Here is a 24,969-nt window from a genome sequence, read left to right on the forward strand (position 1 = left end):
GGACGCGGAAAGGCGGAGCAGTGCGCGCCGGGGGCGCGCACCGGGACGTCGGAAATTGAATGCGGTCAGTACGGCGCGATCGAGGAGCGGTGCGGGTCGATCGACAGCTCGGACTGTATCGGCGGGAAGGCGCGCTGCGGGCAGCCGGCCCGGGTACACACGCGGCAGCCGGTGCCGATGCGCGCGGCCGTCGAGACGTCGTCGAAGTCGAAGCCGTCGGCGTAGACGGTGCGGTGCGCGTGGCGGGTCTCGCAGCCGAGCCCGATGACGAAGAGCTTGCCCGGGGTGTTGAAGGCGCCCTGGTGGTGGCGCACGGTGCGCGCGATCCACAGGTAGGTGCGCCCGTCGGGCATCTGCGCGAACTGCCGGGAGATCTGGCGTGGCTGGGAGAAAGCGTCGTAGACGTTCCACAGCGGGCAGGTGCCGCCGGCCTGGGTGAGGTGGAAGCTCGTGGCGGACTGGCGCTTGGAGACGTTGCCCGCCCGGTCGACGCGGATGAAGGTGAACGGCACGCCCGTCAGGCGCGGGCGCTGCAGCGTCGACAGGCGCGAGGCGACCGTCTCGTAGCCCAGGCCGAAGGTCTGGCAGAGCAGCTCGACGTCGTAGCCGGTGCGCTCGGCCTCCGCGTGGAAGAGCCGGTAAGGCAGCGTCAGCGCCGCCGCGTAGTAGAGGCCCAGGCCACGGCGGGCGAGGTCGCGGGAGTCCTCGCCGGTCAGCGCGTCGTCGTCGAGCAACGGCTCGATCAGCGGGGACTGTTCGAGGTGGGCCAGCTCCGCGGCCATGCGGAAGGCGGCCTGGCCGGGGTCGAGCAGCCGGGACAGACGCAGCGTCAGGGTCTCCGGGTCGAAGCTGTGCAGCACCCCGCCGGCGGGGTCGACGTACTCGATGCCCACGCCGTGGCGCTCGCGCAGCCGCCGGGCCAGCGTCTCGGCGAGCTCGGCGACCCCGAAGCGGCGCACGCCCAGCTCCGCGGCGGTGTCCTCGGCGACGCGGTCGAGGGCGTCGATGTAGTTGCGGCGCGTGTAGAAGAAGTCGCGGACCTCCTCGTGCGGCATGGAGGCCGACAGGATCCCGAGGTTGCGGCGCCCCAGCCTGCCGCCGGGGGCGTCCCCTCCGCCCGCGTCGTCGGGCAGGCGGCGGGTGTCGGTGGCCAGGGAGAGCTTGTCGCTGACGTTGCGGTAGCGGCGGTGCATCTCGACGAAGGTGCGCGCGAGGCCCGGGTGCTGGCGGACGAACTCGGAGAGCTCCTGCATGTCCGGGGTGCGTGCGCCGAGCTCCTGGTCGAGGACGACGTCGCGGACCTCGGCGACGAGGCGGGAGTCGTCGTCGCTGGAGAAGAAGGCGGCGTCCACGCCGAAGGTCTCGGTCACGCGCGCCAGGACGGCGACGGTCAGTGGGCGGACGTCGTGCTCGATCTGGTTGACGTAGCTGGCGGAGAGTCCGAGCGCCTCCGCGAGCGCCGCCTGGCTGAGGTCGCGTTCGCGGCGCAGCTGGCGCAGCCGGCTGCCCACGTAGACCTTTCCCATGGCCCGTCATCTTAGCCGCCGGCGGGTCCGCGTCGTGGGCCCTAGGTCGAGGGCGGTCCCCGGGCGCCGGCTCTCCGCGGACTGTGGGGTCGCCGGGAGGCGGCACCGGGGCGGGTGTCAGGCAACTGGGAGGAAACGGCGGTGTTTCAATCTAAAGGTTGACACCTTTAGGGGTGACGCAAAAGAAAGACGCTGAAATAGTGACCAATCTCACTCTTAGTAAAAACCTACTGCGTCTCATGCCGTCCGCGCCGTTATTTTCGGTCTTTAGGACCTACGGGACCAAACCTCTAGGTAAGCCTGCCCTAGGAAAAATGGGGGGAGGTGGTGGACGCATCGGGCACCCCCGTTAACGGGTGGGTGTGGCGCCCTGGGACCCCCTAGAGTTGAAGGGGACATTGGAGGTGTCATGACTGTCAAGAACCCGGACCGTGAAGCAATCCGTCACGGCAAAATCTCGACCGAGCCGCTGCGCGACAAGCCGGCCGTCCCGTCTTGGGCGCTGAAGCTCGGCATGGCCGTCACCGGCCTGATCTTCTGCGCATTCGTCGTCGTGCACATGGTGGGCAACCTGAAGCTCTACCTGCCCGCCCACGAGGACGCCCACGGTGTCGTGCGCCCCGCGCTCGACATCTACGGCGAGTTCTTCCGCACCGTCGGCGAGCCCATGTTCCCGCGCACCTCGCTGCTGTGGATCCTGCGCATCGTCCTGCTGGCGTGCCTGATCATCCACATCTACGGTGCGTTCGCGCTGCACGGGCGTTCCCGTCGTTCCCGCGGCAAGTTCAGCCGCAGCAACCTGATGGGCGGCATGAACTCGTTCGCCACCCGCACGATGCTGGTCACCGGTGTCGTCCTGCTGCTGTTCATCATCTTCCACCTGATGGACCTGACCATCGGCGCGCAGCCGGCGGCCTCGGACGTCTTCGAGCACGGTGAGGTCTACGCCAACGTCGTCGCGAGCTTCTCGCGCTGGCCGGTCGCGATCTTCTACATCTTCGCGATGCTGATGCTGTTCCTGCACCTGACCCACGGCATCTGGCTCGCCGCCAGCGACCTGGGAATCACGGGCAAGCGCACCCGTCAGGTCATCCTGTTCCTCGCCTACCTCGTCCCCGCGATCGTCGTGATCGGCAACATCATCCTGCCGCTCTCCGTCGCCGTCGGTTGGGTCAGCTAGGTAACGCGACAGCGACCATCAAGGGACGACTAAGGAAAAAGGAATTCCATGAGCACTCACACTGAAACCCAGGAACGTCCGGAGTTCACCGCACCGGACAGCAGCGTCGAGGGCGTCAGCCTCGGCAGCGTCCTGGACTCGCACGAGCCCAAGGGCGTGCCGAGCAAGGACATGTGGCAGTACCAGAAGGACCACATGAACCTGGTCTCGCCGCTGAACCGCCGCAAGTTCACCGTCCTCGTCATCGGCACCGGTCTCTCCGGCGGTGCCGCGGCCGCGGCCCTCGGCGAGCTCGGTTACACGGTGAAGTCCTTCACCTACCACGACGCCCCGCGCCGCGCCCACTCCGTCGCGGCCCAGGGCGGCATCAACGCCGCGCGCGGCAAGAAGGTCGACAACGACTCCGCCTACCGCCACGTCAAGGACACCGTCAAGGGCGGCGACTACCGCTGCCGCGAGTCCGACTGCTGGCGCCTGGCCTACGAGTCGGTGCGCGTCATCGACCACATGAACGCCATCGGCGCCCCGTTCGCCCGTGAGTACGGCGGATCCCTGGCCACCCGCTCCTTCGGCGGCGTCCAGGTCTCCCGCACCTACTACACCCGTGGCCAGACGGGTCAGCAGCTGCAGCTGTCCACCGCCTCCGCACTGCAGCGCCAGATCCACCTGGGTAACGTCGAGATCTTCACGCACAACGATCTGCAGGACTTCATCATCACCGAGCACGACGGTGTGAAGCGCGCCCGCGGCATCGTGACCCGCAACCTGATCAACGGCGAGCTCCAGACCTTCCGCGGCCACGCCGTGGTGCTGGCCACCGGCGGTTACGGCAACGTCTACGGCATGACCACGCTGGCCATCAACTCGAACTCCTCGGGCATGATGCGCGCCTACGAGCGCGGCGCCTACCTGGCCTCGCCGGCGTTCATCCAGTTCCACCCGACCGGCCTGCCGATCAACGCGGACTGGCAGTCGAAGACGATCCTGATGTCCGAGTCGCTGCGTAACGACGGCCGCATCTGGTCGCCGGTCACCGAGGGTGACGACCGCGACCCCAACGACATCCCCGAGGACGAGCGCGACTACTTCCTGGAGCGCCGCTACCCGGCCTTCGGCAACCTCGTCCCCCGTGACGTCGCCTCGCGCGCCATCACCCAGCAGCTCGAGAAGAACCTGGGCGTCGGCCCGAACCACAACTCGGTCTACCTGGACTTCCGCGACGCCATCGAGCGCCTCGGCAAGGACACCGTGGTCGAGCGGTACTCGAACCTGTTCAAGATGTACCACGAGGCCATCGGCGACGACCCGCTGACCGGCCCGATGCGCATCGCCCCGACCGTCCACTTCACCATGGGCGGCCTGTGGACCGACTTCAACGAGATGACCTCGATCGACGGCCTGTTCGCCGCCGGCGAGTGCTCGTGGACCTACCACGGCGCGAACCGCCTCGGCGCGAACTCGCTGCTGTCGGCCTCGGTCGACGGCTGGTTCACCCTGCCGTTCACCGTGCCGAACTACCTGGCCGGCCACCTCAACGAGCCGCTCATCGACGAGGACGACCCGGCCATCCAGGAGGCAGTCGACCGCTCCCGCAAGCACATCGACTACTTCCTCAACAACGAGGGCCCGGACCCGCACGGCCCGGACTACTACCACACCAAGCTGGGCAAGCTGCTGTACTACGCGTGCGGCGTCGCCCGCGAGGACCACACCACCCGCGACGGCATCGCGAAGATCCGCGAGCTGCGCGCCGACTTCATGAAGAACGTGCGCGTGCCGGGCCGCGGCGACGAGATGAACCAGGTCCTGGAGCGCACCCTGCGCCTCTACGACTACTTCACGCTCGCCGAGCTGATGTGCGTCGACGCCCTGGACCGCGACGAGTCCTGCGGCGCCCACTACCGCCTCGACCACCTCTCGGACGAGGGTGAGGCCGAGCGTGACGACGAGCACTGGTGCTTCGTCTCGGCGTGGGAGGACGCCGGCGAGGGCAAGTTCGTCCGCCACGCCGAGCCCCTGTACTTCGAATCGATCCCGCTGCAGACAAGGAACTACAAGTAATGAAACTTCATCTTGAGATCTGGCGTCAGGCCGGGCCGACCCAGGACGGCGCCTTCGAGTCCCTCGACGTCGACGACGCGGTCGAGCAGATGTCGATTCTGGAGCTTCTCGACCACGTGAACGGGAAGCTGATCGAGCAGGGCAAGGAGCCCTTCGCCTTCGCCTCGGACTGCCGTGAGGGCATCTGCGGTACCTGCGGTCTGACCGTCAACGGTCGCCCGCACGGCGCCGGCAAGAACTCGCCGGCCTGCCAGCAGCGCCTGTTCAACTACAACGACGGTGACACGCTGAAGATCGAGCCGTTCCGCTCGGCCGCGTTCCCGATCATCAAGGACATGGTCGTCGACCGCTCCGCCCTCGACCGGGTCATGGAGCAGGGCGGCTACGTCTCGATCAACGCGGGCACCGCCCCGGACGCCGACACCCTCCACGAGAACCACCAGCTCGCTGAGTGGTCGCTGGACCACGCCGCCTGCATCGGCTGCGGCGCCTGCGTCTCGGCCTGCCCGAACGGTGCGGCCCACCTGTTCACCGGCGCCAAGCTGACCCACCTGTCCAAGCTCCCGCTGGGCAAGGAGGAGCGCGGCCGCCGCGCCCGCAACATGGTCGACCAGCTCGAGCAGGACTTCGGCCACTGCTCCCTCTACGGCGAGTGCGCCGACGTCTGCCCCGCGGGCATCCCGCTCTCGGCGGTGGCGGCCGTGACCAAGGAACGCGCCCGTGCCGCCTTCCGCGGCAAGGACGACTAGGCTGAAGTAACACAACGGCGGACAGTAGAAAAGGAAGTCGACAGATGTCCCAGCACAGCGTCGTCGCCGACACGGCGTCGGAGACGCACCCCGCGTACACGGGTCGTATGCACTACATCGAGGGCTACGAGCCGGTCAGCTTCACCGCTCCGCACTCGTCGCTCGTGCGTGCCCGCACCTGGATCGGCATGGGCATGGTCCTGGCGGGTCTCGCCCCGCTCGGCATGCTGCTGTGGATCGGTGCCATGCAGACGCGTAGCGCCTCCTTCGAGTTCCCGACCACGACGTACCTCATCATCGGTATCGTCCTGGCGGTCATCGCACTGGGCGTCGGCTCCTTCCTGATCTACAGCGGACGCAGCAACTACTTCCGCTACCGGAAGGAGACCGGGCGCAAGAACTAGCCCGGCGCTCCGGCGCGAACGTCCGGGTCGAGCTCGTCCCGGCACCTCCAGGCGGCGCGGCAGGTTCCCTCAGGGGAATCGGCCGCGCCGCTTTCTGTTGTGGAAGTAGGGAGGAACCGGGCGTGGCGGACGAAGCGGGCGGGCCGCGCACGGTGCCGGTAGCGTGGGGGCGACGTGGACCAGCAGTGAGGAGGACCGGGATGCTCCGCAAGATCGGGATCATCTGCGCCGCGCTGATCACGGCGATCGTCGCCGTGCAGCTGATCGTCGCCGGCGTCGACATGCTCTGAGGCCGCCCGCGGTGCACGCGCCGTGGCGGGGGATAATGGCGGCATGGGACGACATGAACTCCTGCCCGCCGACACCGCCGGCACCGAAGGCACCGCCGGGGCCGAGGGCGCAGCCGCGTCCGGCTCCGGGGTCGTGGCGGCCGCCGGCACCGGTTCGGCCGGCACCGGCCGCGCGATGCCCGGGCCCAGCCCCGAGGTCGAGGCCGAGCGGCGTGCCGCGCTGCGCCGGCACAAGGCCTTCGTCACCGGGCTGCTCGTGGTCGCCGCCGCGATCTTCATCGGCTGCGCCTGGTGGCAGGCGCAGCCGGACGGGGCCCCGGCGTGGGTCGGCTACGTCCGCGCGGCCGCCGAGGCCGGCATGGTCGGCGGGCTGGCCGACTGGTTCGCCGTCACCGCGCTCTTCCGCCACCCGATGGGCCTGCCCATCCCGCACACGGCGCTGATCCCGCGCAAGAAGGACCAGCTCGGCGACGCGCTCTCCGGCTTCGTCGGCGAGAACTTCCTCAACGCCGAGCTGATCACCGAGAAGATCGCCGCCGCGGACATCGCCCGGCGCCTCGGTGAGTGGCTGGCCCGCCCGGAGAGCGCCGAGCGGGTCTCCGCCGAGGCCGGCCGCCTGCTGGGCAACGCCGTGGCGGCCGTCGACCCGGAGGAGGCACGCGAGGTCATCGACCGCAGCGTCATCCAGCGCATCGCCGAGCCCGAGTGGGGCCCGCCGATCGGCCGCATGCTCGCCGAGCTGATCGAGGAGGGCAAGCTCGACCCGCTCATCGATGAGGCCGTCGGCTGGGCCGACCGCGCCGTCCAGGGCTCCGAGGAGCTCATCGTAGACCTCGTCGACCAGCGCAAGCCGGTCTGGGCGCCGCGCTTCGTCAACAACCTCGTCGGCGAGAAGATCTACCGCGAGCTGGCCAAGTTCACCGCCGACGTCGCCGCCGACCCCGCCCACCCCGCCCGGCAGGCGCTGCGCCGCCGCCTGGTGGAGTTCACCCGGGACCTGCAGCACGACCCCGCCATGATCGCGAGGGTCGAGCGCTGGAAGACCGGCGTGATGACCTCGCGTCCCGTGCGCGAGGCCGCCGCGGCCATCTGGGACCGCGGCTCCGAGCTGCTCTCCGAGGCTGCCGCCGACCCCGACTCCGCGCTGCGCCGCCGCATCGCCGGCCTCGCCCGCGAGTGGGGCGGTCGCCTGGAGACCGACCCGGCCCTGCGCGACTCGGTCAACCGGCGCGTGGTCGGCGCCGCCGCGTTCCTGGCGGAGAACTACTCCGACCAGATCACCGGCATCATTGCCGAGACCGTCCACGGCTGGGACGCGAAGGAGGCCAGCGACAAGATCGAGCTGATGGTGGGCAAGGACCTGCAGTTCATCCGGCTGAACGGAACCGTCGTCGGGGCGTTGGCCGGGCTTGTTATTTACACTGGGTCGCAGCTGCTCTTCGGCGTGTGACCCGCGCCGGGGGCGCCTCCCGTCCGCACCACCACCGCAACGACACGCAGCCGGGGCGCCGGTGAACCCGACGCCGCCGGAGGCCGAGGAAGGACTCCGCCATGACCAACCCCACCGACGGCCCGGGCCGCGGCAACGACGCCCGCGAACGGATCGGGGAGGCGGCGCGCAGCCTGCGCGACGTCGTCAGTGAATTCGCGGGCAACCTGCGCGGTGACGATGCGGGCCCGCCCGGCCGGCACGCCGCGGAGGAACCCGAGGGGACCGGGCTGATCGACCGCCTGAAGGACGTCTCGCGCCAGGTCAGCGACGCCCTCGGTGAGATCCACGGCATCGACGACGCCAAGGCCGCCGGCTCGCGCCTGGCCGACGAGGCGGAGAGCTACGTCTCCGAGCTGAGCGCGCGCCTGCGCGAGGCCGGGGACCGCACCACCGAGTCCGGCCGCCCGGCCGAGGCCCGCGCGGCGGTCGCGGACGCCGCCTCCGCGCTGCGGGATGCCGTCGACGGTGCGCTCGAGCGCCTGCGCGCCGGCCTCGACGACGCCTCCGACGGCGGGGTGAGCGAGCGCCTGACCGAGCTGCGCCGCCGCCTCGACGAGATCCTCGGCCGCGGCACGGAGGGCACGGAGGGCACGGACGGCGCGGGCGCGGGTGCGTCCGGCGACGCGGCCGCCGGCGGCACCGGGACTCCCGATATCATCGACGGCGAGGTCGTGGACGACGACCGTCCCGCTAACTAGGAGAGGTTGACAGTTGACGGTAGGTGGAGTGGGGATCCTGCTGACGGGCCTGAGCTGGGTCAAGTTCGGCCTGTACGCGCTCGCGGGCGTCTTCGGCCTGATCGGCGCCGCGCAGGCGGCGATGACGCGTGAGGACGCGTTCACGGCGGCCGACCGCCAGCAGAAGTGGGTCTGGGTCGGGCTGCTCGTGCTCTCCGCGTTCTTCGTGGTCATCGGCCAGCCGCTGATCTTCCTGTCCTGGATCGGGCTGGTGATCATCGGCCTGTACTGGTGGGACGTCCGCCCGCAGTTGCGCTCCCTGATCAACGGGTCCGGCGGCTGGTGAGCCCCGAAACGAACGCCGACGGCTCCGACCCGGCACGGCTGGGCGTCGATCTCACGGCGCCCGGCGCCGTCCCGGAGGAGACGCCCGTCCAGACCGTGCGGCAGGCCGCCGCGCGTGCGGGCCAGGAGGGCCTGGGCGCGGTGCTCGCGCCGTCGGGCTGGCTGCCCCCGGACACCGGCGAGGACGACGCGGGCGCCCCCGTCATCGCGGCCTGCGGCTTCCCCGACGGCCGCCAGCACGACCTCGTCGCCGCCTCCGAGGCGCGCCTGGCCGTGCAGTTCGGCGCCGTCGGCGTGCTCCTGGGGCTCGACCCCGCGACGGTCGCCCACGGCGGCGAGAACGCCGTGATCACGCGCCTGGTCACCGCCCGCGAGGCCGTCTCCGAGCAGGTCTGGCTCGGCGTGCTCCTGCCCGCGCGCGGCACCGGCGCCGGTCTCGAGGCCCTCGTGCGCACCGCCGCACGCGCCGGCGTCGACGCCGTGGTGCTCGACGCCCGCGGGGACGCCGCCGAGGGCCTGGATCGCCGCGTGCTCGAGTGCCGCGCCGGCCTGGGCGGGACCGCGACCCGCGTCGACGCCCTGCTCGGCGACGCCACGGCCGTGCCGGGCGCACTCGACGCGGGCGCCGGCCGCGTCTTCCTCACCGACCCGTATCCGTTGCTTTCCGACGCCGCGCGCTGAGCGCCGTCCGCGTACGGCCCCCGCGTGCGCGCTGAGCCCCGCCGCGCGCTGACCCCGTCATGCGCGACCCCCGCGTCGCGCGCAGGCCGCGTTCTCGCCCGGGTGCACCGGGCCGAAGTTCCGCACGACCCCCGCGTGCGCGTGACCCCGGCTGCGCGCCGCCGACGCCGCGCACGCGCGCCCACCGGGGCGCGGCGGGGGCGTCGGCAATTCAGGCGCGCAGCGCCGCAACCGACCTAGGCGGCCGCCGGCACGCGCACAGCGGGTCGCAGGGACTGCACGGCCGCCGCGTGCGCGTGCGCGGCCTCCCGCCGGGAGCTCTGGCCGGAGCCCAGCTCGGCGGCCGAGCCGGCCTCGGAGAGCGGGACGTCGTCGCCGCTGACGGTGACCACCGCGCCGCCGTCGACGACGCGGAACTCCTCGACGCGCATCCCGCCGGTGGCGGCGGGGTCGACGGCGTCGTCGACGGAGCCCTTGAGGGCCTGCTCGATCATCTCGGTGACCTCGTCGGGCAGGTCGAAGCCGAAGAACGTGGTGCCCAGCACGTCGAAGGTGACCCCGCCGTCCTCGACCTTCGGCTGCATCTTCAGCGTGGCCGCGCCGTCGGTGAACTCGAGCTCGAGCGCCTGCGTGTCCGGGTCCGAGGTGACGTCGGTGACCTTGATCAGCTGGCGCATGATCCCCTCGGCCAGGTTCTGCCCGTCCGAGGCCTGGGAGCCGGAGGTCGAGCCCGAGCCGGCCTGCTCGAAGGCCTGCTGGATGGTGGCGAGCATGAACTCGTCGGGCACGTCCGTCGAGGCGGTCAGGTGACCGGCCACGGGGTTGTCCTGGTCGGTCAGGTCCAGGTCGGTCACGTGCACCTTGGCCGCCGGGGTGCCGCTGACCTCGGGGGCGCCCTGGTCGGTGCCGGTGATCTTGAGCGACTCCGGGGTGTCGATGTCCATCTGCGGGATCACCCCGCGCAGCACGCCGAGGACCAGCGGGCTGACGCCGAAGGAGACCTCCGGGTTCGCCTCGGCGGTCACGCCCTGGGCCTCGGTGGCCTCGCGGAACTGGGTCTTCATCTGCGAGCCCAGGTACCAGCGCAGGCCGATCTCGGCGACGAGCAGCAGCGCCAGGAGCACCACCGCCACAACGAGCAGGGTCTTCCACAGGGTCTTCATCACCCGACCAGTGTGACCCATCCGACCCGCGCGGGTCCACGTGGTGCCCCTGAAAGTCACATGGGAACTGCACGCGAAAGCCCGGTCACCCACCCCGGGAAATGCCCCCGGCGCAGGCGACCGGGCCTCGGCCTGGTCGGTTCAGGTGCGGATCAGAGGTTGTCGCCGATCCACTGCTCGATGAGCTTGGCCTCGTTCTCGAGGATCTCGCCGAGGGCCTCGGAGACCTTCGGCTCGATGGCGTCGCCCATGAACGGGATGTTGACGCTGACCTCGTTGTCGTAGTCGATGGTGGTGGTCTCGCCGTCGCCGGAGACGGTGCCCTCGCCCTCGTAGCTGACGGGGGTGCCCTTGACGTCGGCGGTGTAGTCGAGGTTGACGTTGCCGTCCTCGAGCGGGCCGACGGTGACGACGCGCTTGACCTTGAGTGCCTGGGAGATCATCGAGCGCACGGCCTCGGGGAGGACCTCCAGGGGCAGGACCTCGAAGAGGGTCGCCTCGCCGCCGCCGTCGGTGGCGGCGTACTCGTGGACCTCGCCCGGCTCGGGGGAGAGGTTTGCCACGTCGAACTTCCAGAACTCCTCGTTGGTGAGGGCGGCGTGGACCTTCTCGACCGGCTGGTTGATGGTGACGGTTGTCTCGCTACGGGTAGCCATGGCCTTCAGACTACCGTTAAAGGCGTGTGTGCTGAACCCGTGACACCAGACAACGAGCTCATCCGCCGGCTCGGGGAGATCGACGCGGTGCGCGTCGACACCGAGACGCGCCTGGCCGACCTGACCACCCTGCGCCTCGGCGGGCGCCCGGCCGCCACCGTGCGGTGCGCGAGCCCGGAGGCCGTCTGCGCCGCCGTGGGGCTTCTCGACGCCGCCGGCGTGGGCGTGCTCGTCGTGGGCGGCGGCTCCAACCTCGTCGTCGCCGACGGCGGGCTCGACCTCTACGTCGTCGTCCTCGAGTGCGACGAGGTCTCCGTGGACGCCGCGAGCGGCCTGGTGCGCGCGCAGGCCGGCGCCGTGTGGGACGAGGTCGTCGCGACCTCGGTGGCCGCGGGGCTGGGCGGTATCGAGTGCCTCTCCGGCATCCCCGGCTCGGCCGGGGCGACCCCGGTGCAGAACGTGGGCGCCTACGGCGCGGAGGTCGGCGACCGGCTGACCCGGGTGCGCCTGTGGGACCGCGCCCGCCGCGTCGACGAGTGGGTGCCGGCGGCCTCGCTGGAGCTGGCCTACCGCTGGTCCAACCTGAAGTACTCGGGCCGCGCCGTGGTGCTCGAGATCGAGCTGCAGCTGGCCTGCGACGGGCTCTCCGCCCCGCTGCGTTTCGGTGCGCTGGCCCGGGCGCTCGGCGCCGAACACGCCGACGAGCGTTTCCCGGCCGCGCAGGTGCGCGAGGAGGTGCTGAAGCTGCGCCGCGGCAAGGGAATGGTCCTCGACGCCGCCGACCACGACACCTGGTCGGCCGGCTCCTTCTTCACCAACCCCGTCGTCGACGCGGAGACGGCCGGCGCCGTGTGCGACATCGTGCGCGCCACCTACGGCGACGCGGAGGCCGACGGCATGCCGCGCTACGCCGCGCCCGGTGGGGTGAAGCTCTCGGCGGCGTGGCTGATCGAGCGCGCCGGGTTCCCGCGCGGCTACCCGGACGCCGAAGCCCCGGTCCGCGTCTCCACCAGGCACACGCTGGCGTTGACGAACCGGGGCGGGGCGCGCACCGCGGATCTGGTGGGCCTGGCCCGCGAGATCCGCGACGGGGTGCGCGACTACTTCGGGGTCACGCTCGTGCCCGAGCCGGTCTGGGTCGGCGTCGAGCTCGACGGGTAGATCCCGTCGGCGCCCAGGCGGGTGCCGGCGTCGAGCAGCAGGGCGATCTCGGCCTCGTGAGAGCCCTGCTCCGGCAGGCGGCGGGCGTCCGGCGCCTCGTAGAGCGTGGCGCGGCCGATCATGCCGGCCTCCAGGCGGTGCACGCCGGCGCGCAGGCGCGCGGTGGCGCGCCTGCGCCAGTCGCGCGCGGCCTGCTCGCCGCGGGCGTCGCGCAGGGCCGCCTCGAAGACGGCCGGGTGCGCGAGCACCACGATCGCGGCGACGTGGCCGAAGCCCAGCGAGGTCAGCACGCCGGCCTTCACCGCGCCGGCGCCCAGATCGAGCGGGGCGCGCAGCCAGACCAGGGGGCCGCCCTTGGTGCCGATCTCCGGGTCGACGCAGTCGAGCGAGGCGTTCTGCGGCAGGCGTCCGGAGCGCAGGATCTCGACGAGCCCGCCCATCTGGAACAGCGCGGCGCCGCCCTTGGCGTGGCCGGTCAGCGACTTCTGCGAGACCACGAACAGCGGGTTGCCCTCGTCGCGGCCGACGGCGCGCCACATCAGGGCGTGCAGCTCGGACTCGTTCGGGTCGTTCGCGTTGGTCGAGGTGTCGTGCTTGGAGACCACGCGCACGTCGTCCGGGGTCAGGCCGAGCTCGCGCAGGGAGCGCGCCAGCGTCGAGTCCGCCCCGCCGCGCGCGGCGCCGAGCGCACCCAGACCGGGCGCGGGGATCGAGGTGTGCGCGCCGTCGGCGTGGCTGGCGGCGTAGCCGACCACGGCCAGCACCGGCAGGCCCAGCTCGGCGGCCACGGAGCCGCGGGCCAGCAGCACGGTGCCGCCGCCCTCGGCCTCGAGGAAGCCGCCGCGGCGCCGGTCGTTCGGCCGGGAGATGAAGCGCGGGTCGATGCCCTTGGCCGTCATCTTCGCGGTCTCGGCGGTGGCGTTCATGTCGCCGAAGCCCTGGAGGGACTCGACCTGGACGTCGTCGATGCCGCCGGCGACGACCACGTCGGCCTTGTGCAGGCGGATCTTGTCCACGCCCTCCTCGACGGAGACCGCCGCGGTGGCGCAGGCGGCGACCGGGTGGATCATCGCGCCGTAGCCGCCGACGTAGTCCTGCATGACGTGCGCGGCCACGACGTTGGGCAGCGCCTCCTGGAGGATGTCGCTGGGCCGGTCCTCGCCGAGGAAGCGGGAGACGAACACCTTGTGCAGGCTCTCCATGCCGCCGATGCCGGTGCCCTGGGTGGACGCGACGTCGGTCGGGTGCACGGCGCGCAGCAGCTCGGCCGGGGAGAACCCGGAGGAGATGAACGCGTCGACGGCGGTGACCAGGTTCCACACGGTGATGCGGTCCGCGGCGTCGATCATGGAGGCGGGCACGCCCCAGCGCGCCGGGTCGAAGTCGTCCGGCATCTGGCCGGCGACGCTGCGCGAGAGGGTGGCGCGGCGCGGCACGCGGGCCGTCGCGCCCTTGTGGCGGGTGACCTCCCACTCGCCGTCGGCCTCGCGCACGGAGGTCTTGGCGGGGTCGGCCGCGGCGATGTCCTCGGCCTCGGCACGGGTGGGCACCGTGAAGGTGATGTCGCGGTCGAGGAAGACCTCGGCGACGTCCACGGAGCCGCCGTCCTTGAGGAAGAACTTGTCGCTGAGCGCGCGGATGCCGGAGCGGGCGACGACCTCGTCGCGGTAGCGCTCGTAGATCTCCTCCTCGGGAACGGCGGTGCCCTCGGCGTCGTACCAGCCCGGGGTCGGGTCCTCGGCCCAGTGCACCAGGCCGGTCATCCAGGCCAGCTCGAGCACGCCGGCGGCGGTCAGCTCGACGGAGCCGTCGCGGCGGATGCCGTACTCGGCCTCGGTGCGGGTGCGTCCGGAGCCCCACGAGGAGACCTCGCCGAGGCCGACCATGACGACCATGTCGTCGAGGTCCTGGGTGACCTCGTTCAGCTGCACGCCCTCGCCGTTCGGCTGGACGGGCCGCGGGGAGTTCGGCAGCGCGGTGATGCTGGGCTCGATTGACGACGTCCCGTCGGCCGTCGCAGTTGCGTCCGTTGCGGTGTCAGCCTGGTTGGCGGCGTTCGCGTCAGCGGACGCCGCGGCTTCCGCGGCCAGCTCGGTGATGGAGACGGCCGCGGATCCGAGGCCGCCGGTGAGGTCGGCGATGACCGGGGCGGAGGCCGCCTTCTCGCGGGTCTCGGCGTCGGCCAGTCCGACGAGCTCGGTGGAGATCTCCTCGGGGCTCCAGACGTGGATGCCGTGGGCGCGGGCGGCGGGCACCAGGACGTCGTTGCCGCCCATGAGGTTGGTGCCGGCGACCCAGCCGATGCGGGCCTGGGCCAGGGTGACCCCCTCGGGCCAGCCGGCCTCGGCGGACCACTTGGCGCAGATCGCGTCGAGGGCGGCCTTGACCTCGCCGTAGGCGCCGTCGCCGCCGAACATGCCGCGGTTCGGGGAGCCGGGCAGCACGACGTGGCAGCGGGTGTCCACGGCGTCCTGGGCCAGGCGGGAGAGCCCGGCGACGGTGCGCTCGACGGACCACAGCAGCAGGCGGGCCTGGTTCTCGGCGGCCGGGCCGGCCTCGGCCAGGGAGCCGGAGACTGACGGGGCGGCGAAGGGGTAGGCCAGCGTGGGCACCAGCGCGGGCTTGATCACGGTGGTCTGGTTGCCCTGGGTCTCCACCTGCTCGGTGCCGATCCAGTCGATCAGGGCGTCGACGTCGCGGTAGCTGGAGAGGTTGGCGGGCACCAGCCACAGGGCCGCGCCGTTGACGGCGTGGCGGGCGTAGAGGGTGCGGGCGAACTCCTTGCGGGCCTGGGTGACGCGCGAGGAGGTCATGATCACCGTGGCGCCCTCGCCCAGCAGGCGGGCGACGACGTCGGCGGCGATGGAGCCGGGGGCCCCGCCGGTGACCAGGGCGATCTGGTCGGCGAAGCGCTGTTCGGCGGCCGGCTCGGCCGCGGCCTCGGCGATGCGGCGCAGCAGGGCGGGGTTCTCGCCGCCGTTGTGCGCCCACCAGTCGGCCTGGGCGGCGACGGTGGCGCCGGTCCCGGCGAAGCGGGCGAGGATCTGCTCCTCGTCCTTGTTCCCGGTGCTGATGGCCTTGTCATCGGTGGCGGCGTCCTTGTTCCCGGTGCTGATGGCCTTGTCATCGGTGGCGGCGGCGAAGCCGTCGTCACCCAGGGCGATGCGGGCCAGCTCCTCGCGGGCGGAGGCCCAGCGGTCGTCGAAGAGGACGGCGCGGTTGCCGTCGAAGCTCGGGGTGACCAGGCGCAGCCAGTCGGTGCCGAGCTCGGCCTCGACGGTGGCGGCCAGGGTGGCCGCCTCGGCGGCGCCCTCCCCGGCGGCCGCGAGCGCGGCGGCGGCCTCGTCGGCGTCGGTGGAAAGGCCCAGCTGCTCGAGCACGCCGCGGGCGGCGGTGGCGAGCACGCCCTCCGCGCCGGTGACGGTCTCGGCGAAGGCGTCCAGCGCGGCCGAATCGACGACTGCCCCGCCGCCCTGGCCGCCGGCGGCGGCGCGGGAGACGGAGACGCCGGCGCGGGCGGCGACGGCGGCCACCGCGGCGTCGACAAGCGCGGTGACCTCCTGCTTGGTGGAGGCGGAGGTGGGCACGGTGGTCAGCTCGCCGCCGCGGACGGACTCGCCCTCGCGGGAGCCGAGCAGGATCTCGGCCTCGACGTGGCCGACCCAGCTCTCGGGCAGGCCCCAGGAGCCGGTGACGGCCTCGCCGATCGCGGCGGGCTTCAGGCCGGCGGCACCGGTCAGGGCGCGCAGGCGGGAGTCGACGGCCTCACCGAGGACGGAGCCGAAGGGCCGGTAGCCCGGGGCGGCGGTGCGCACGCGCTCGCGCAGCGTGGCGACGTCCGCGTCGGCCGCGCCGTCGATGGCGGGCACGCCCAGCTCACCGGACATGTCCATGAGCAGCTGGTTGCGGCGCGAGCTGACACCGTTGGTCAGCTCCTCGACGGTGTCGGAGTCGTTGATCTGGTCGAGGCGGATCTTGTTCTGGAACGCGAAGAGCACCATGATCGCGTCGGCCGCGTCGAAGGGGAGCTCGGGCGCGTCGGCGGCGGAACCGCCGGCCGCCGGGGCGGCGGGTGCGGCGGGACCGGCGGAACCGACCTCGGCGACCGCAGCCGGGGTGGGCGAGACCTCGGCGGCCGGGGCGGGCACGGCCCCGGACTCGGAGGGCGCCTCGGGAGCGCCACCCTGCCCGGTGGCGGCCTGGCCTGCGGCACCTTCCTCGGTGGCGGCCGCGTCAGCGGTCGCCACGTCAGCGGCCGCCGCGTCAGCGGACGGCGACGTCTCCGCCGCGGGTGCGGACGCGACGTCGGAAAGCGTCACGGCGTCGTGGTCGCGCTCGACGTTGAAGACGGGCACGTGGCGGCCGAGGACGTCCATGGTGCGCTTGGCCATGTTCGCGAGCGTCGGGGAGGCGGCGAGGCCGACCTCGACGATCTGGTCGACGGAGTCCAGCAGCAGCTCCTGGGTCTCGATCCAGCGCACCGGCGAGGCGAACTGCCAGCTCAGAAGCTCGATGAGCAGCACGCGGGCGAGGTCGTTCGGGCTCAGCGAGTCCGCGGTGACCCCGGCGAGGCGCTCGGACGGGGCGACGGCGCGCACGGCGTCGAGGAAGTCGTCGGTCAGCTCGAAGGGCCGGGCGACGAGGTTCGGCACGTAGCGGCCGACCAGCGCCTTGAGGTTGATCTCGGCGGGCAGCAGCTCGTCGAGCTTCTCGGCGAAGGCGGCCACGCCCGGGCGCAGCACGGTGGAGTGGAACGGCACGTCGATGCCCGGGATGCGCACGAGGGCGCGCGGGTTGACGGCGTTGGCCGCCGCGGCCAGGGCGTCGAGCCCGGCGACGGTGCCGGCCACGGAGTACTGCTGGCCGGGGATGTTGTAGTTGACGATCTCCAGGAACTCGCCGCTCTGCCCGGCGACCCGGTCGACGTAGCCCTGGACCGCGTCCGGGCCCACGCCGATCATGTTCGGGCGCAGGGCGGCCAGGCCGTAGTTCGAGCGGCCGGTCTCGTCGCGCGGGACGAGCGAACCCATCGCGGAGCCGCGCGAGTAGACGATGTCGATGACGCCCTCGAGCTCGAAGATGTCGCCGAGGCTGGCCAGGGCCGTGTACTCGCCGAGGGAGTGCCCGGCGTACATCACGCCCGGGCTGTCGGCAACGGCGTCCTCGTCGCGCAGGCGCTCGGTCTCCGCGTAGGCGACCACGGCCAGCGCGACCTGGGTGAACTGCGTCAGGTTGAGCACGCCGGCGGGGTGGCGGAAGGTCCGCCCGCGCACGGTCAGCTCGGTCGGGTTGTCGTCGACGATGTGCCGGATGGAGAAGCCCAGCGCGGTGCGCGTGTGGCGGTCGGCGCGGCGCCAGATCTCGCGGGCCGCGGCCGAGGCGGAGCGGTCCGCGGCGCCCATGCCGGTGGCCTGCACACCCTGGCCGGGGTAGACGTAGGCGGTCTTCGGCTCGGCGAGCAGCGCCTGCCCGCGCGAGACGACGTCGCCGCCGATGCGGCAGGTGACCTCGAGGGCGGCGTGCAGCCCGGCGCGGCCGACGCGCTCGACGGTGATCTCGACCTCGTCGTTGAGCTGCACCATGCCGTACATGTTGTAGGTCCAGCCCTCGACGTGGCCGTGGCGGCCGGCGAGGTGCTGGGCGGTCGCCGAGAGCCACATGCCGTGCACCAGCGGCGCGTCCAGGCCGACCAGGCGGGCGGCGTTTGCCGAGGTGTGGATCGGGTTGTAGTCGCCGGAGACCATCGCGAAGGCGGTCATGTTGCCCGGCGCGGTCACGGTCGCGCGGTCGACGAAGGAGCGCTGGCCGGAGCGGATGCCCGCGGCGGCCGGCGCGTCGCCGTACTCCGGCGCGGCCGGCGGCTGGGCGTGGCCGACGGCGCGGCCGCGGATGCAGAAGCGCTCGACCAGGGTGGCCACGAGCACCCGTCCGCTTGCCGACGTCCCGTCGGTCGCCGTGGGCGCGCCCACGGCGCCGTCGGCGCCGACGCCGGCGTGCGCGACGTCGTCAATTTCACCGGCGTCCGCGAAGACGTCGAGGTCGACGCGCACGATGCGCCCGGAGGCGGACTCGTCGATGGAGGTGCAGCGCGACTCGACGGTCAGGCGGCGGCCTTCACCCGGGGCGGCGAGCTCGGCGAGCGGGCGGCGCAGCTCGACGGAGTGGTCGAAGTGCACGGCGTTGAGCAGGCCCTCGATGACGGGGTAGCCGTCGGCGAGCCGGCCGGTGCCCAGCGCGGTGTAGATGGCCGGCCAGCAGGGGCCGACGAGCACGTCGGGGGTGCCGGGCTCGACGCCGAGCGGGGCGCCCGTGACGGCGCTGTGCGCGCGCAGCAGGTGCTCCGGCAGGTGGAAGGAGTCGGTGACCAGGCCGTAGGGGGCGGCCTCGGTGGTCGCGCCCACGGTCGGCAGGGCGTCGATCGTGTCGCCGGCGGCGGAGGCGGAGCCCACGCCGGCGACGCCGGCGAGCAGGGCGAAGACGCTCTCGGGCAGGCGGGCGTCGCTGACCACGGGGGAGGCGCCGGTGTGCACGGCCGGGCCCAGGTCGAGCGGGATGTCGACATTGCGCACGGCGTAGGGGCGCTCGGGCAGGTCGTCCCAGCGGGTCTCGGCGAGCACGCGCACGGTCCACTCGGTGTCGGAGTCGCCGGGGATGAGCTCGAAGGCGCCGGGGGCCAGCACGTGGGCGGGGTTGTCGATCAGGTGGCCGTGCCAGACGATCGTCGGCGAGGCGGTGATCAGCTCGCGGGCGTCGGCGGCGTCCTCGAGGCGGGCGAAGCGCGCGACCGGCTCGGCGTCGATGCGGCCGGCGGCGACCTGCTCATAGCGGTCCAGGATGTCGGCGACGGGCTCGTCGACGGTGGTGATCGCGCCGACGGAGACCGGGCCGGGGATCGCGCGCACGGCGGAGGCCGGGTAGCGCTCGTCCTGGGACTGCCACAGGGAGTCCAGGCCGAACCAGCGCTTGAGGTCACCATCGATGGCGGTGACCCAGGGCATGGGCTTGTGGTGCTTGCGGTTCAGGCCGACCCACCAGGCGGCGTCGCGGGCGGCGACGGCGGTCTCGGCGGCCTCCGGGTAGGCCTCCCTGAGGCGGGCGGCGGCGGCCGGCCCGTCCTCGACGGAGGCCAGGTCGGGGAAGAGGGTGGGGATCTCGCCGTGGTCGGCGGCGTTGAGGCGGGCCTCGACGCGACGCAGCAGGTCCAGGAAGCGGTCCGGCCAGGTCGGGTCGATCCACGGGAAGGCCAGGTCGACGAAGCGGTCGACCCACTCGGCGTAGGTCATCTCGTCGACGTCGCCGAAGTAGGGCTTGGAGGTCCTGGACAGCAGCTCGATGAGCTCCTCGCGGTGCTCCGCGTAGGAGTCGGAGTCCAGCTCCGTGATGCGGCGGGAGGCCGCGGCGAAGTCGTTGTCCAGCTCGTGCATGTCCGCGAGCAGGTGCGACTGGCCGGAGGTGACACCGCCGGCGCAGGCCAGGCGGCCGACCCAGCCCTCGTTGTCCTCGGGCGCGACGCCCGGGGTCTCACGCAGCAGCTCCTTGACCTGCGGGGAGGTCTTGGCCTCGCGGGCGGTCATCGCGGCGGTGCCGACGAGCACGGCGTCGACGGGCATGGCCGGCAGGCCGTAGGCGGCCGACCAGGTGCCCAGCAGGTAGTCCGCGGCGCGCTCGGGGTCGCCGAGGCCGCCGCCGACGGCGAGGGTGACGTTCGGGCGGCGGCGGATCTCCGCGTAGGTCGCGCGCAGCATGTCGTCGAGGTTGACCCAGGAGTGGTGGCCGCCGGCGTGGCCGTCCTCGACCTGCATGATGATGGCGGTGTCCGGGTTGTCGTCGGCGATGGCCAGGGTGGCGCGGATCTGCACCGAGGTGCCCGGCTTGAAGGCGACGTAGGGGTAGCCGTCGGCGTGCAGCTGGGCGAGCAGCTCGCGGGCCTCCTCCGGCTCGGGGATGCCGGCGGAGACGGTCACGCCGTTGATGGCGGCGCCGGCCGCGCGGGCGCGCGAGACGATGCGCTGCTGGCCGAACTGCAGGTTCCACAGGAACCGGTCGAAGTACATGGAGTTGAACTGGGCGGCGCGGCCCGGCTCGAGCTGGGCGATCAGGGCGTCCTTGTTGGCGGTGAAGACCTCCTCCGAGAACTGCCCGCCGCCGGCCATCTCGGCCCAGTGGCCGGCGTTGGCGGCCGCGGCGACGATGTCCGGGTCCACCGTGGTCGGCGTCATGCCGGCGAGGATGACGGGGGAGTAGCCGGTCAGTTTGGAGAAGCGGGTCTGCAGCTTGACCTCGCCGTCGGGCAGGCGGACCAGGCGCGGGGCGAAGTCCTCCCAGGTCTCGGCCTGCGGCAGGGCACTGCCCGGGGTGGCCAGGCGGTCACGCTCGGCGGCGGAGCCGGCCGGGATGACGGGAACACCGGTGCCGGCCAGCAGGTTCTCGGTCATCCGGGCCAGGCCGGTGTCGAGGCTGAGCACGTGGGTGACGCCCTTGTCCCGGAGGTCGCGGACGCGGGCGGACCAGTCGAAGTGGTTGACGAAGATCTCGTTGACCAGCCCGGCGGCGTCGACGTCGGCGTCCACGCCGCAGCGGCGGGCCCACTCGATCGCGGTGGCGGCGGCCTCCGCGTTGACGGGGTTGTGGAAGGCGGCGGCGACGGGCAGTTCGTCGAAGCGCGGCTCGAGCGGGTCACCGCCGGTCTCGCGCTCCTCGACGCGCCGGTTGTGCGCGGAGACGAGCTCCTCGAGGGCGCGGCGCACGGCCGCGAGATCCTCCGGGGTGCCGGAGAGCACCTGGTGGGTGGGGCCGTTGACGACGGCCACCACGGCGGTGCCGTCGACCGCATCGGCGGCCGACGCGACGTCGTCAAGCGACAGCCCGCGCACGGACAGCATCCGGGAGCGGTTGTCGAAGGCGGTGGGGGCCGACAGCGCGGTGCCCATGAGCACGGCGAGGGCGAGCGCCGCCTCGGGGTGGCGCACGGCGGCGACGCCGAGGTCGCCCTGGGAGTGGCCGGCGCACTCGGTGGCGGTCAGGTCCAGACCGAGGTCGCGGAGGTGCTCGACGGCGGCGATCTGGCCGAGCACGATGCCCGGCACGGAGACGGCCGGCTGGGCGTCGGCGGGCAGTGCCTCGGCGGTCGCGTCCGGGCCGGTCAGGCTCGTGAGGCGCTCGAAGACGCCGGGAACTGTGCTGCCGATCTCGCGGGCCAGCGGCGCGGTGCGGGTGCGCACGCGGTCGATGAGGGCCTGCAGGCGCGGCGCGACGCCGGGCTGTGCGGCCGCGGTCGAGACGGCCAGCTGCCACGGGGAACCCTGGCCGGCGAAGATCAGGGCCGGGTGCTCCATGGACAGAAGGGGGGTGAGGGACATGCTTATCCTTCGCGAATCGGCGGTCAGGGGTCGGCCGCAGCGGTCTGACGGCCCGTCTGGGCGGGCTGCTGGGCTGCACGTTTCTTTGGCCGAGGCAACATCATAGCGACGATGGCCGATAATGTGAAGAAACGCTCATGTTTGAGAGTGTCGCGCGTGGTGGGCGGGGCTAAATGTTTCTCCTGGCGCTATTACGTCTGCGTAGGTTGAGGCGGGGGCTTTGGGTCTTGGGGTGGGGTTCTTGGGGTGGGGTGGGGCGGGGTGGGTGTGGTGGCGGCTGTTGTGGCTGCGGGGGTCGTGGGGTTGCGGGGTTGCGGGGCCGCGGGGTCGCCGGTCTGGAGCTGTAGCTCCGGCGCTCCTGTGGCTGTTGTCGCTGTTGTTTCGGCGCTTCGGTTGTCGTTATCTCCGTTGTCTTGGGTGGCGGGTGAGGGGCTGAAGTGCGCCGACCTGCAGGGTTCGGAAAAGTTCGAGAAATTTACCGAACAGGGTTGCGAATCAGCTTATGGGGCTGTACCCTCAGGGGTGAACGGAAAATCTCGGGGGACGACGTTTCATCGGTTCGGTGGCGGGGCTCCGGGGCAAGGAAATATCGACTTCTAACTCGTTGAACTGCCATTATCTGCGGCTTCGCGGGATGGTGGTTGATCGGCAGCTTCTCCAGTTGGGGAGAGGGGGTGTGCATCCATGAGTGGCCGGAAAACTCTCGCGGAAACGTCCAGGCGTTCGAATAATCAGGGCGATGAATCTGCGTCGACGCGACCGGGCTCGAAGGCGAACTTCGCCTCGAGTGCGGAAGCTGTGCTCGCGGCGCTGGATGCCGCCGCCGACGCCCTGGTCGCGCTGCCGGACCTGGTGACCCCGGAGATGAGCGCCGAGGACTTCGCCGTGATCGTCCCCGCGGTCGAACGCCTGGAGAAGGCGATGGGCTCCAAGGAGCTCGTCGACGAGGTCGTCGCCCACCTGGCGGGGATGCACCACGCCGGTGACATGGTCGGCTCGAACAAGGCCGAGCAGTTCCTGGTGCGCCGTCTGGGTCTGTCCCGCAAGGAAGCCTTCGACCGCATCCGGCGCGCGGAGATGACCTTCGGCGAGCCGCGTCCGCCCAGGGATGTCCACTCCGGTTCGGCCGACGGCGCCGGCGCCGGTTCGGGCGGCGATGACGCCGTTCCCGGGCACGACGGTGGTGCCGACGGTGCTGACGGCACTGACAGCGCTGACGGCCGCCCGCAGGATGAGCAGGATCAGCAGGGCGCGCAGGATCGGCAGGCCGGCCAGGGCGGGTCCGACGGGTCGGACGGCTCGGACGCGCAGAGTGAGTGGCAGCGGCGCGAGGAGGAGGAACAGCGGAGGAAGCGGGAGGAGTGGGAGCGGCTGCAGGCTGAGAGACGTGAGGCGGAGCGACGTCGCGCCGCCGAGGAGCGCGAGAAGGCCAGGAAGGAGGCGTACCGCAAGCGGGTGGCCGCGGAGAAGAAGGCCGTGATCGCCTCGGAGCTCGAGGAGCTCCTGCCGACCGCCCGGCCCGGCTACGACCAACTGCTGCGAGAGGCTCTCGAACAGGCGGACCGTCGTGGGGTCGAGGACCTCCGCGACTGGCTGCGCCACCGGGTGCGCCGTGCGAACGCGCTGGCACGGGACCCCTTCGCGGGCCGGCGCCTGCGCAAGTTCTGGATCGGCAAGCCCGACGCACACGGCGGTGCCCGCATCGGCGGGTATGTGCCGGCGGAGACGCTGGCGCTGATCGAGAGCCTGGTGTCGCCAGCGCGTCGACCCGGCTTCGACTTCCCCGAGGGCGTCGAGATGGATGACGCGCGCACGCTGGACCAGCGCCGGGCCGACGCCCTGCATCAGGCGCTGCTGCACGCGGCCTCGTGTGACTCGAGGAGGCGCGGCGCGGCCTCCGTGGTGGTCTCCTTCGCCGCCCCTGATCTCACCGACCTCTCCCCGGAGGGGGCGGCCGGTGCCGGAACCGGTGACGGGGACAGCCGACGGGGTGCGGGCGCCGACGGCGCTGACGGCGGCGCAGAGCCCGGCGACTCCGGTCGTGATGGCGGGGATCGCAGTGACGACCGTGGCGGCTGTGACTCGGATGCCGAAGACGGTGCCCGGGCCGGCGGCCCTGAGGGCAGCCCCAATGGTGGCGGAGGTTCCGGCGGCGCCGGCGGTGCCGCTGCTGCTCCGGGTGTGTCGGCGCCGCCGGGCAGAAGCCCCGCCGGCCCCGGCCCCGACCTACCGCCCGACACCCGATCGCTTGCGGAGGTCACCGCGAGCGCCGGGCGATCACCCGGCGGCCTCCTGAAGACGTACCCGACCAACACCCGTGCAGACCTCGACCTGTTCGCGGTGCTGCAGCTGCAGGCTGCCCGCCACGACATCATGGTGCTGCACAACAAGGACGGAAACCCGTTGATCGCGGGCCGGGCCTACCGTTCGGCTACCTTCATCCAGAAGGCCGCGCTGGTGGCCACCGAGCTGGTCTGCTCCTTCCCGGGGTGCACCCAGCGCGCCGAGGCGTGCGACGTCCACCACATCATCGCGTTCTTCCTCGCGGGGCGCACCGACATCGAGAACCTGACGCTGCGGTGCCGCACCCACCACACGGACAACAACGACCGCCGGAACGCGAATCTCGCCAGGGGATGGGCGGCCCGCGGGTCGGACGGACGGATCGGGCAGAAGTGGCCCGGCTCCCCGGAGATCGAGTACAACGAGACGGCCCAGGCACAACTCTCGGCCGGGGCGCGCATCCGTGCCCTCAATGACCTCAATGCGGGCACACAATCCGATGTCCAGTCGAACGACCGATCCGACGACGGCGCCGGCGGTGAACCCGGTGGCGGACCCGGCGGTGGACCTGGCGAAATGACAGGTGCGCCACCCGGTCGGTCGGGAGCAGTGGGCCCGTCACCGGGTACGCCGACCGAGGGCCACGCCGACCAGTCGGTGAGGGACGACACCACCGCCAGGCCGCCGGGGGAGTACTCCGCCGGCCAACCGTCGGGGGAGGAGCCCACTGACCAGCCGGCGGCCGAGGAAGCGGAACTGCTGGACGAACTGCGCGCCGAGCGCGACCGCGAGGCGTGGGCGCAGGCCGAAGCCGAATGGACGGTGGAACCCGACGGGCCCTTCGACGCCCACTACAGCGACGGTGCCGCGAGCGACGCCGGCCGGGACGATGACCCCGAAGACGGCGAACAGCCCCACCTCTTCTCCGCGTGAGCGGAAAGG

General features: G+C 72.2%; 14 protein-coding genes. 10 read left to right on the top strand and 4 right to left on the bottom strand.

Annotation, left to right across the window (positions count from 1 at the left end; genetic code table 11):
* Positions 1 to 65 precede the first annotated feature (65 nt).
* Entirely contained in the window at positions 66 to 1,526 is a 1,461-nt protein-coding gene (gene ramB, locus CFRA_RS01370; RefSeq protein WP_075663130.1) for an acetate metabolism transcriptional regulator RamB, read from the bottom strand.
* A 409-nt stretch (positions 1,527 to 1,935) separates the two neighbouring features.
* On the opposite strand from ramB, the gene CFRA_RS01375 reads away from it, so the two are divergent.
* The 8 genes from CFRA_RS01375 (at position 1,936) to CFRA_RS01410 (ending at position 9,405) form a co-directional block, all read left to right on the top strand.
* Positions 1,936 to 2,706: a succinate dehydrogenase cytochrome b subunit gene (locus CFRA_RS01375; RefSeq protein ID WP_075663131.1), complete on the top strand. Its 771-nt coding sequence runs from the start codon at positions 1,936 to 1,938 to the stop codon at positions 2,704 to 2,706.
* 48 nt (positions 2,707 to 2,754) lie between these two features.
* Entirely contained in the window at positions 2,755 to 4,767 is a 2,013-nt protein-coding gene (locus CFRA_RS01380; RefSeq protein ID WP_075663132.1) for a fumarate reductase/succinate dehydrogenase flavoprotein subunit, read from the top strand.
* Complete coding sequence (locus CFRA_RS01385) at positions 4,767 to 5,516, top strand: succinate dehydrogenase/fumarate reductase iron-sulfur subunit (protein ID WP_075663133.1); 750 nt, start codon at positions 4,767 to 4,769, stop codon at positions 5,514 to 5,516. The genes CFRA_RS01380 and CFRA_RS01385 overlap by 1 nt, the downstream gene beginning before the upstream one ends.
* Before the next feature lie 44 nt (positions 5,517 to 5,560).
* Complete coding sequence (locus tag CFRA_RS01390; RefSeq protein ID WP_075663134.1) at positions 5,561 to 5,920, top strand: hypothetical protein; 360 nt, start codon at positions 5,561 to 5,563, stop codon at positions 5,918 to 5,920.
* 333 nt (positions 5,921 to 6,253) lie between these two features.
* A complete protein-coding gene (locus CFRA_RS01395; protein WP_083666765.1) occupies positions 6,254 to 7,660 on the top strand; it encodes a DUF445 domain-containing protein in 1,407 nt (468 codons plus the stop codon).
* Between the two features lie 101 nt (positions 7,661 to 7,761).
* On the top strand, positions 7,762 to 8,400 hold the full coding sequence (locus tag CFRA_RS01400; RefSeq protein ID WP_075663135.1) for a CGLAU_01105 family protein: 639 nt from the start codon (positions 7,762 to 7,764) through the stop codon (positions 8,398 to 8,400).
* Positions 8,401 to 8,434: 34 nt separating this feature from the next.
* Positions 8,435 to 8,725 (top strand): DUF2516 family protein, encoded by a 291-nt coding sequence (locus CFRA_RS01405; RefSeq protein WP_415684513.1) that lies wholly within the window; start codon positions 8,435 to 8,437, stop codon positions 8,723 to 8,725.
* Positions 8,722 to 9,405, top strand: a complete 684-nt coding sequence (locus tag CFRA_RS01410; RefSeq protein ID WP_075663137.1) for a beta/alpha barrel domain-containing protein — start codon at positions 8,722 to 8,724, stop codon at positions 9,403 to 9,405. The genes CFRA_RS01405 and CFRA_RS01410 overlap by 4 nt, the downstream gene beginning before the upstream one ends.
* Positions 9,406 to 9,641: 236 nt before the next feature.
* On the opposite strand, the gene CFRA_RS01415 is transcribed toward CFRA_RS01410, so the two are convergent.
* Together CFRA_RS01415 and CFRA_RS01420 are read right to left on the bottom strand one after the other, a co-directional pair.
* Complete coding sequence (locus CFRA_RS01415; RefSeq protein WP_075663138.1) at positions 9,642 to 10,568, bottom strand: LmeA family phospholipid-binding protein; 927 nt, start codon at positions 10,566 to 10,568, stop codon at positions 9,642 to 9,644.
* Between the two features lie 152 nt (positions 10,569 to 10,720).
* Positions 10,721 to 11,224 (bottom strand): DUF2505 domain-containing protein, encoded by a 504-nt coding sequence (locus CFRA_RS01420; protein ID WP_075663139.1) that lies wholly within the window; start codon positions 11,222 to 11,224, stop codon positions 10,721 to 10,723.
* Between the two features lie 39 nt (positions 11,225 to 11,263).
* On the opposite strand from CFRA_RS01420, the gene CFRA_RS01425 reads away from it, so the two are divergent.
* Positions 11,264 to 12,385 carry a UDP-N-acetylmuramate dehydrogenase gene (locus CFRA_RS01425; protein ID WP_075663140.1) on the top strand — a complete coding sequence of 374 codons (1,122 nt, stop codon included), beginning with the start codon at positions 11,264 to 11,266 and terminating at the stop codon, positions 12,383 to 12,385.
* Here the strand turns inward: CFRA_RS01425 and CFRA_RS01430 are convergent.
* Positions 12,325 to 21,744: a type I polyketide synthase gene (locus CFRA_RS01430; RefSeq protein ID WP_156887930.1), complete on the bottom strand. Its 9,420-nt coding sequence runs from the start codon at positions 21,742 to 21,744 to the stop codon at positions 12,325 to 12,327. The two genes, CFRA_RS01425 and CFRA_RS01430, sit on opposite strands and share 61 nt — an antisense overlap.
* A 798-nt stretch (positions 21,745 to 22,542) precedes the next feature.
* Here CFRA_RS01430 and CFRA_RS01435 point away from each other — a divergent pair.
* Positions 22,543 to 24,960, top strand: a complete 2,418-nt coding sequence (locus tag CFRA_RS01435; RefSeq protein WP_075663142.1) for an HNH endonuclease signature motif containing protein — start codon at positions 22,543 to 22,545, stop codon at positions 24,958 to 24,960.
* The last annotated feature ends 9 nt before the right edge of the window (positions 24,961 to 24,969 follow it).

Origin of the sequence: Corynebacterium frankenforstense DSM 45800 (assembly GCF_001941485.1) — a bacterium.
Taxonomy (GTDB): Bacteria; Actinomycetota; Actinomycetes; order Mycobacteriales; family Mycobacteriaceae; genus Corynebacterium; species Corynebacterium frankenforstense.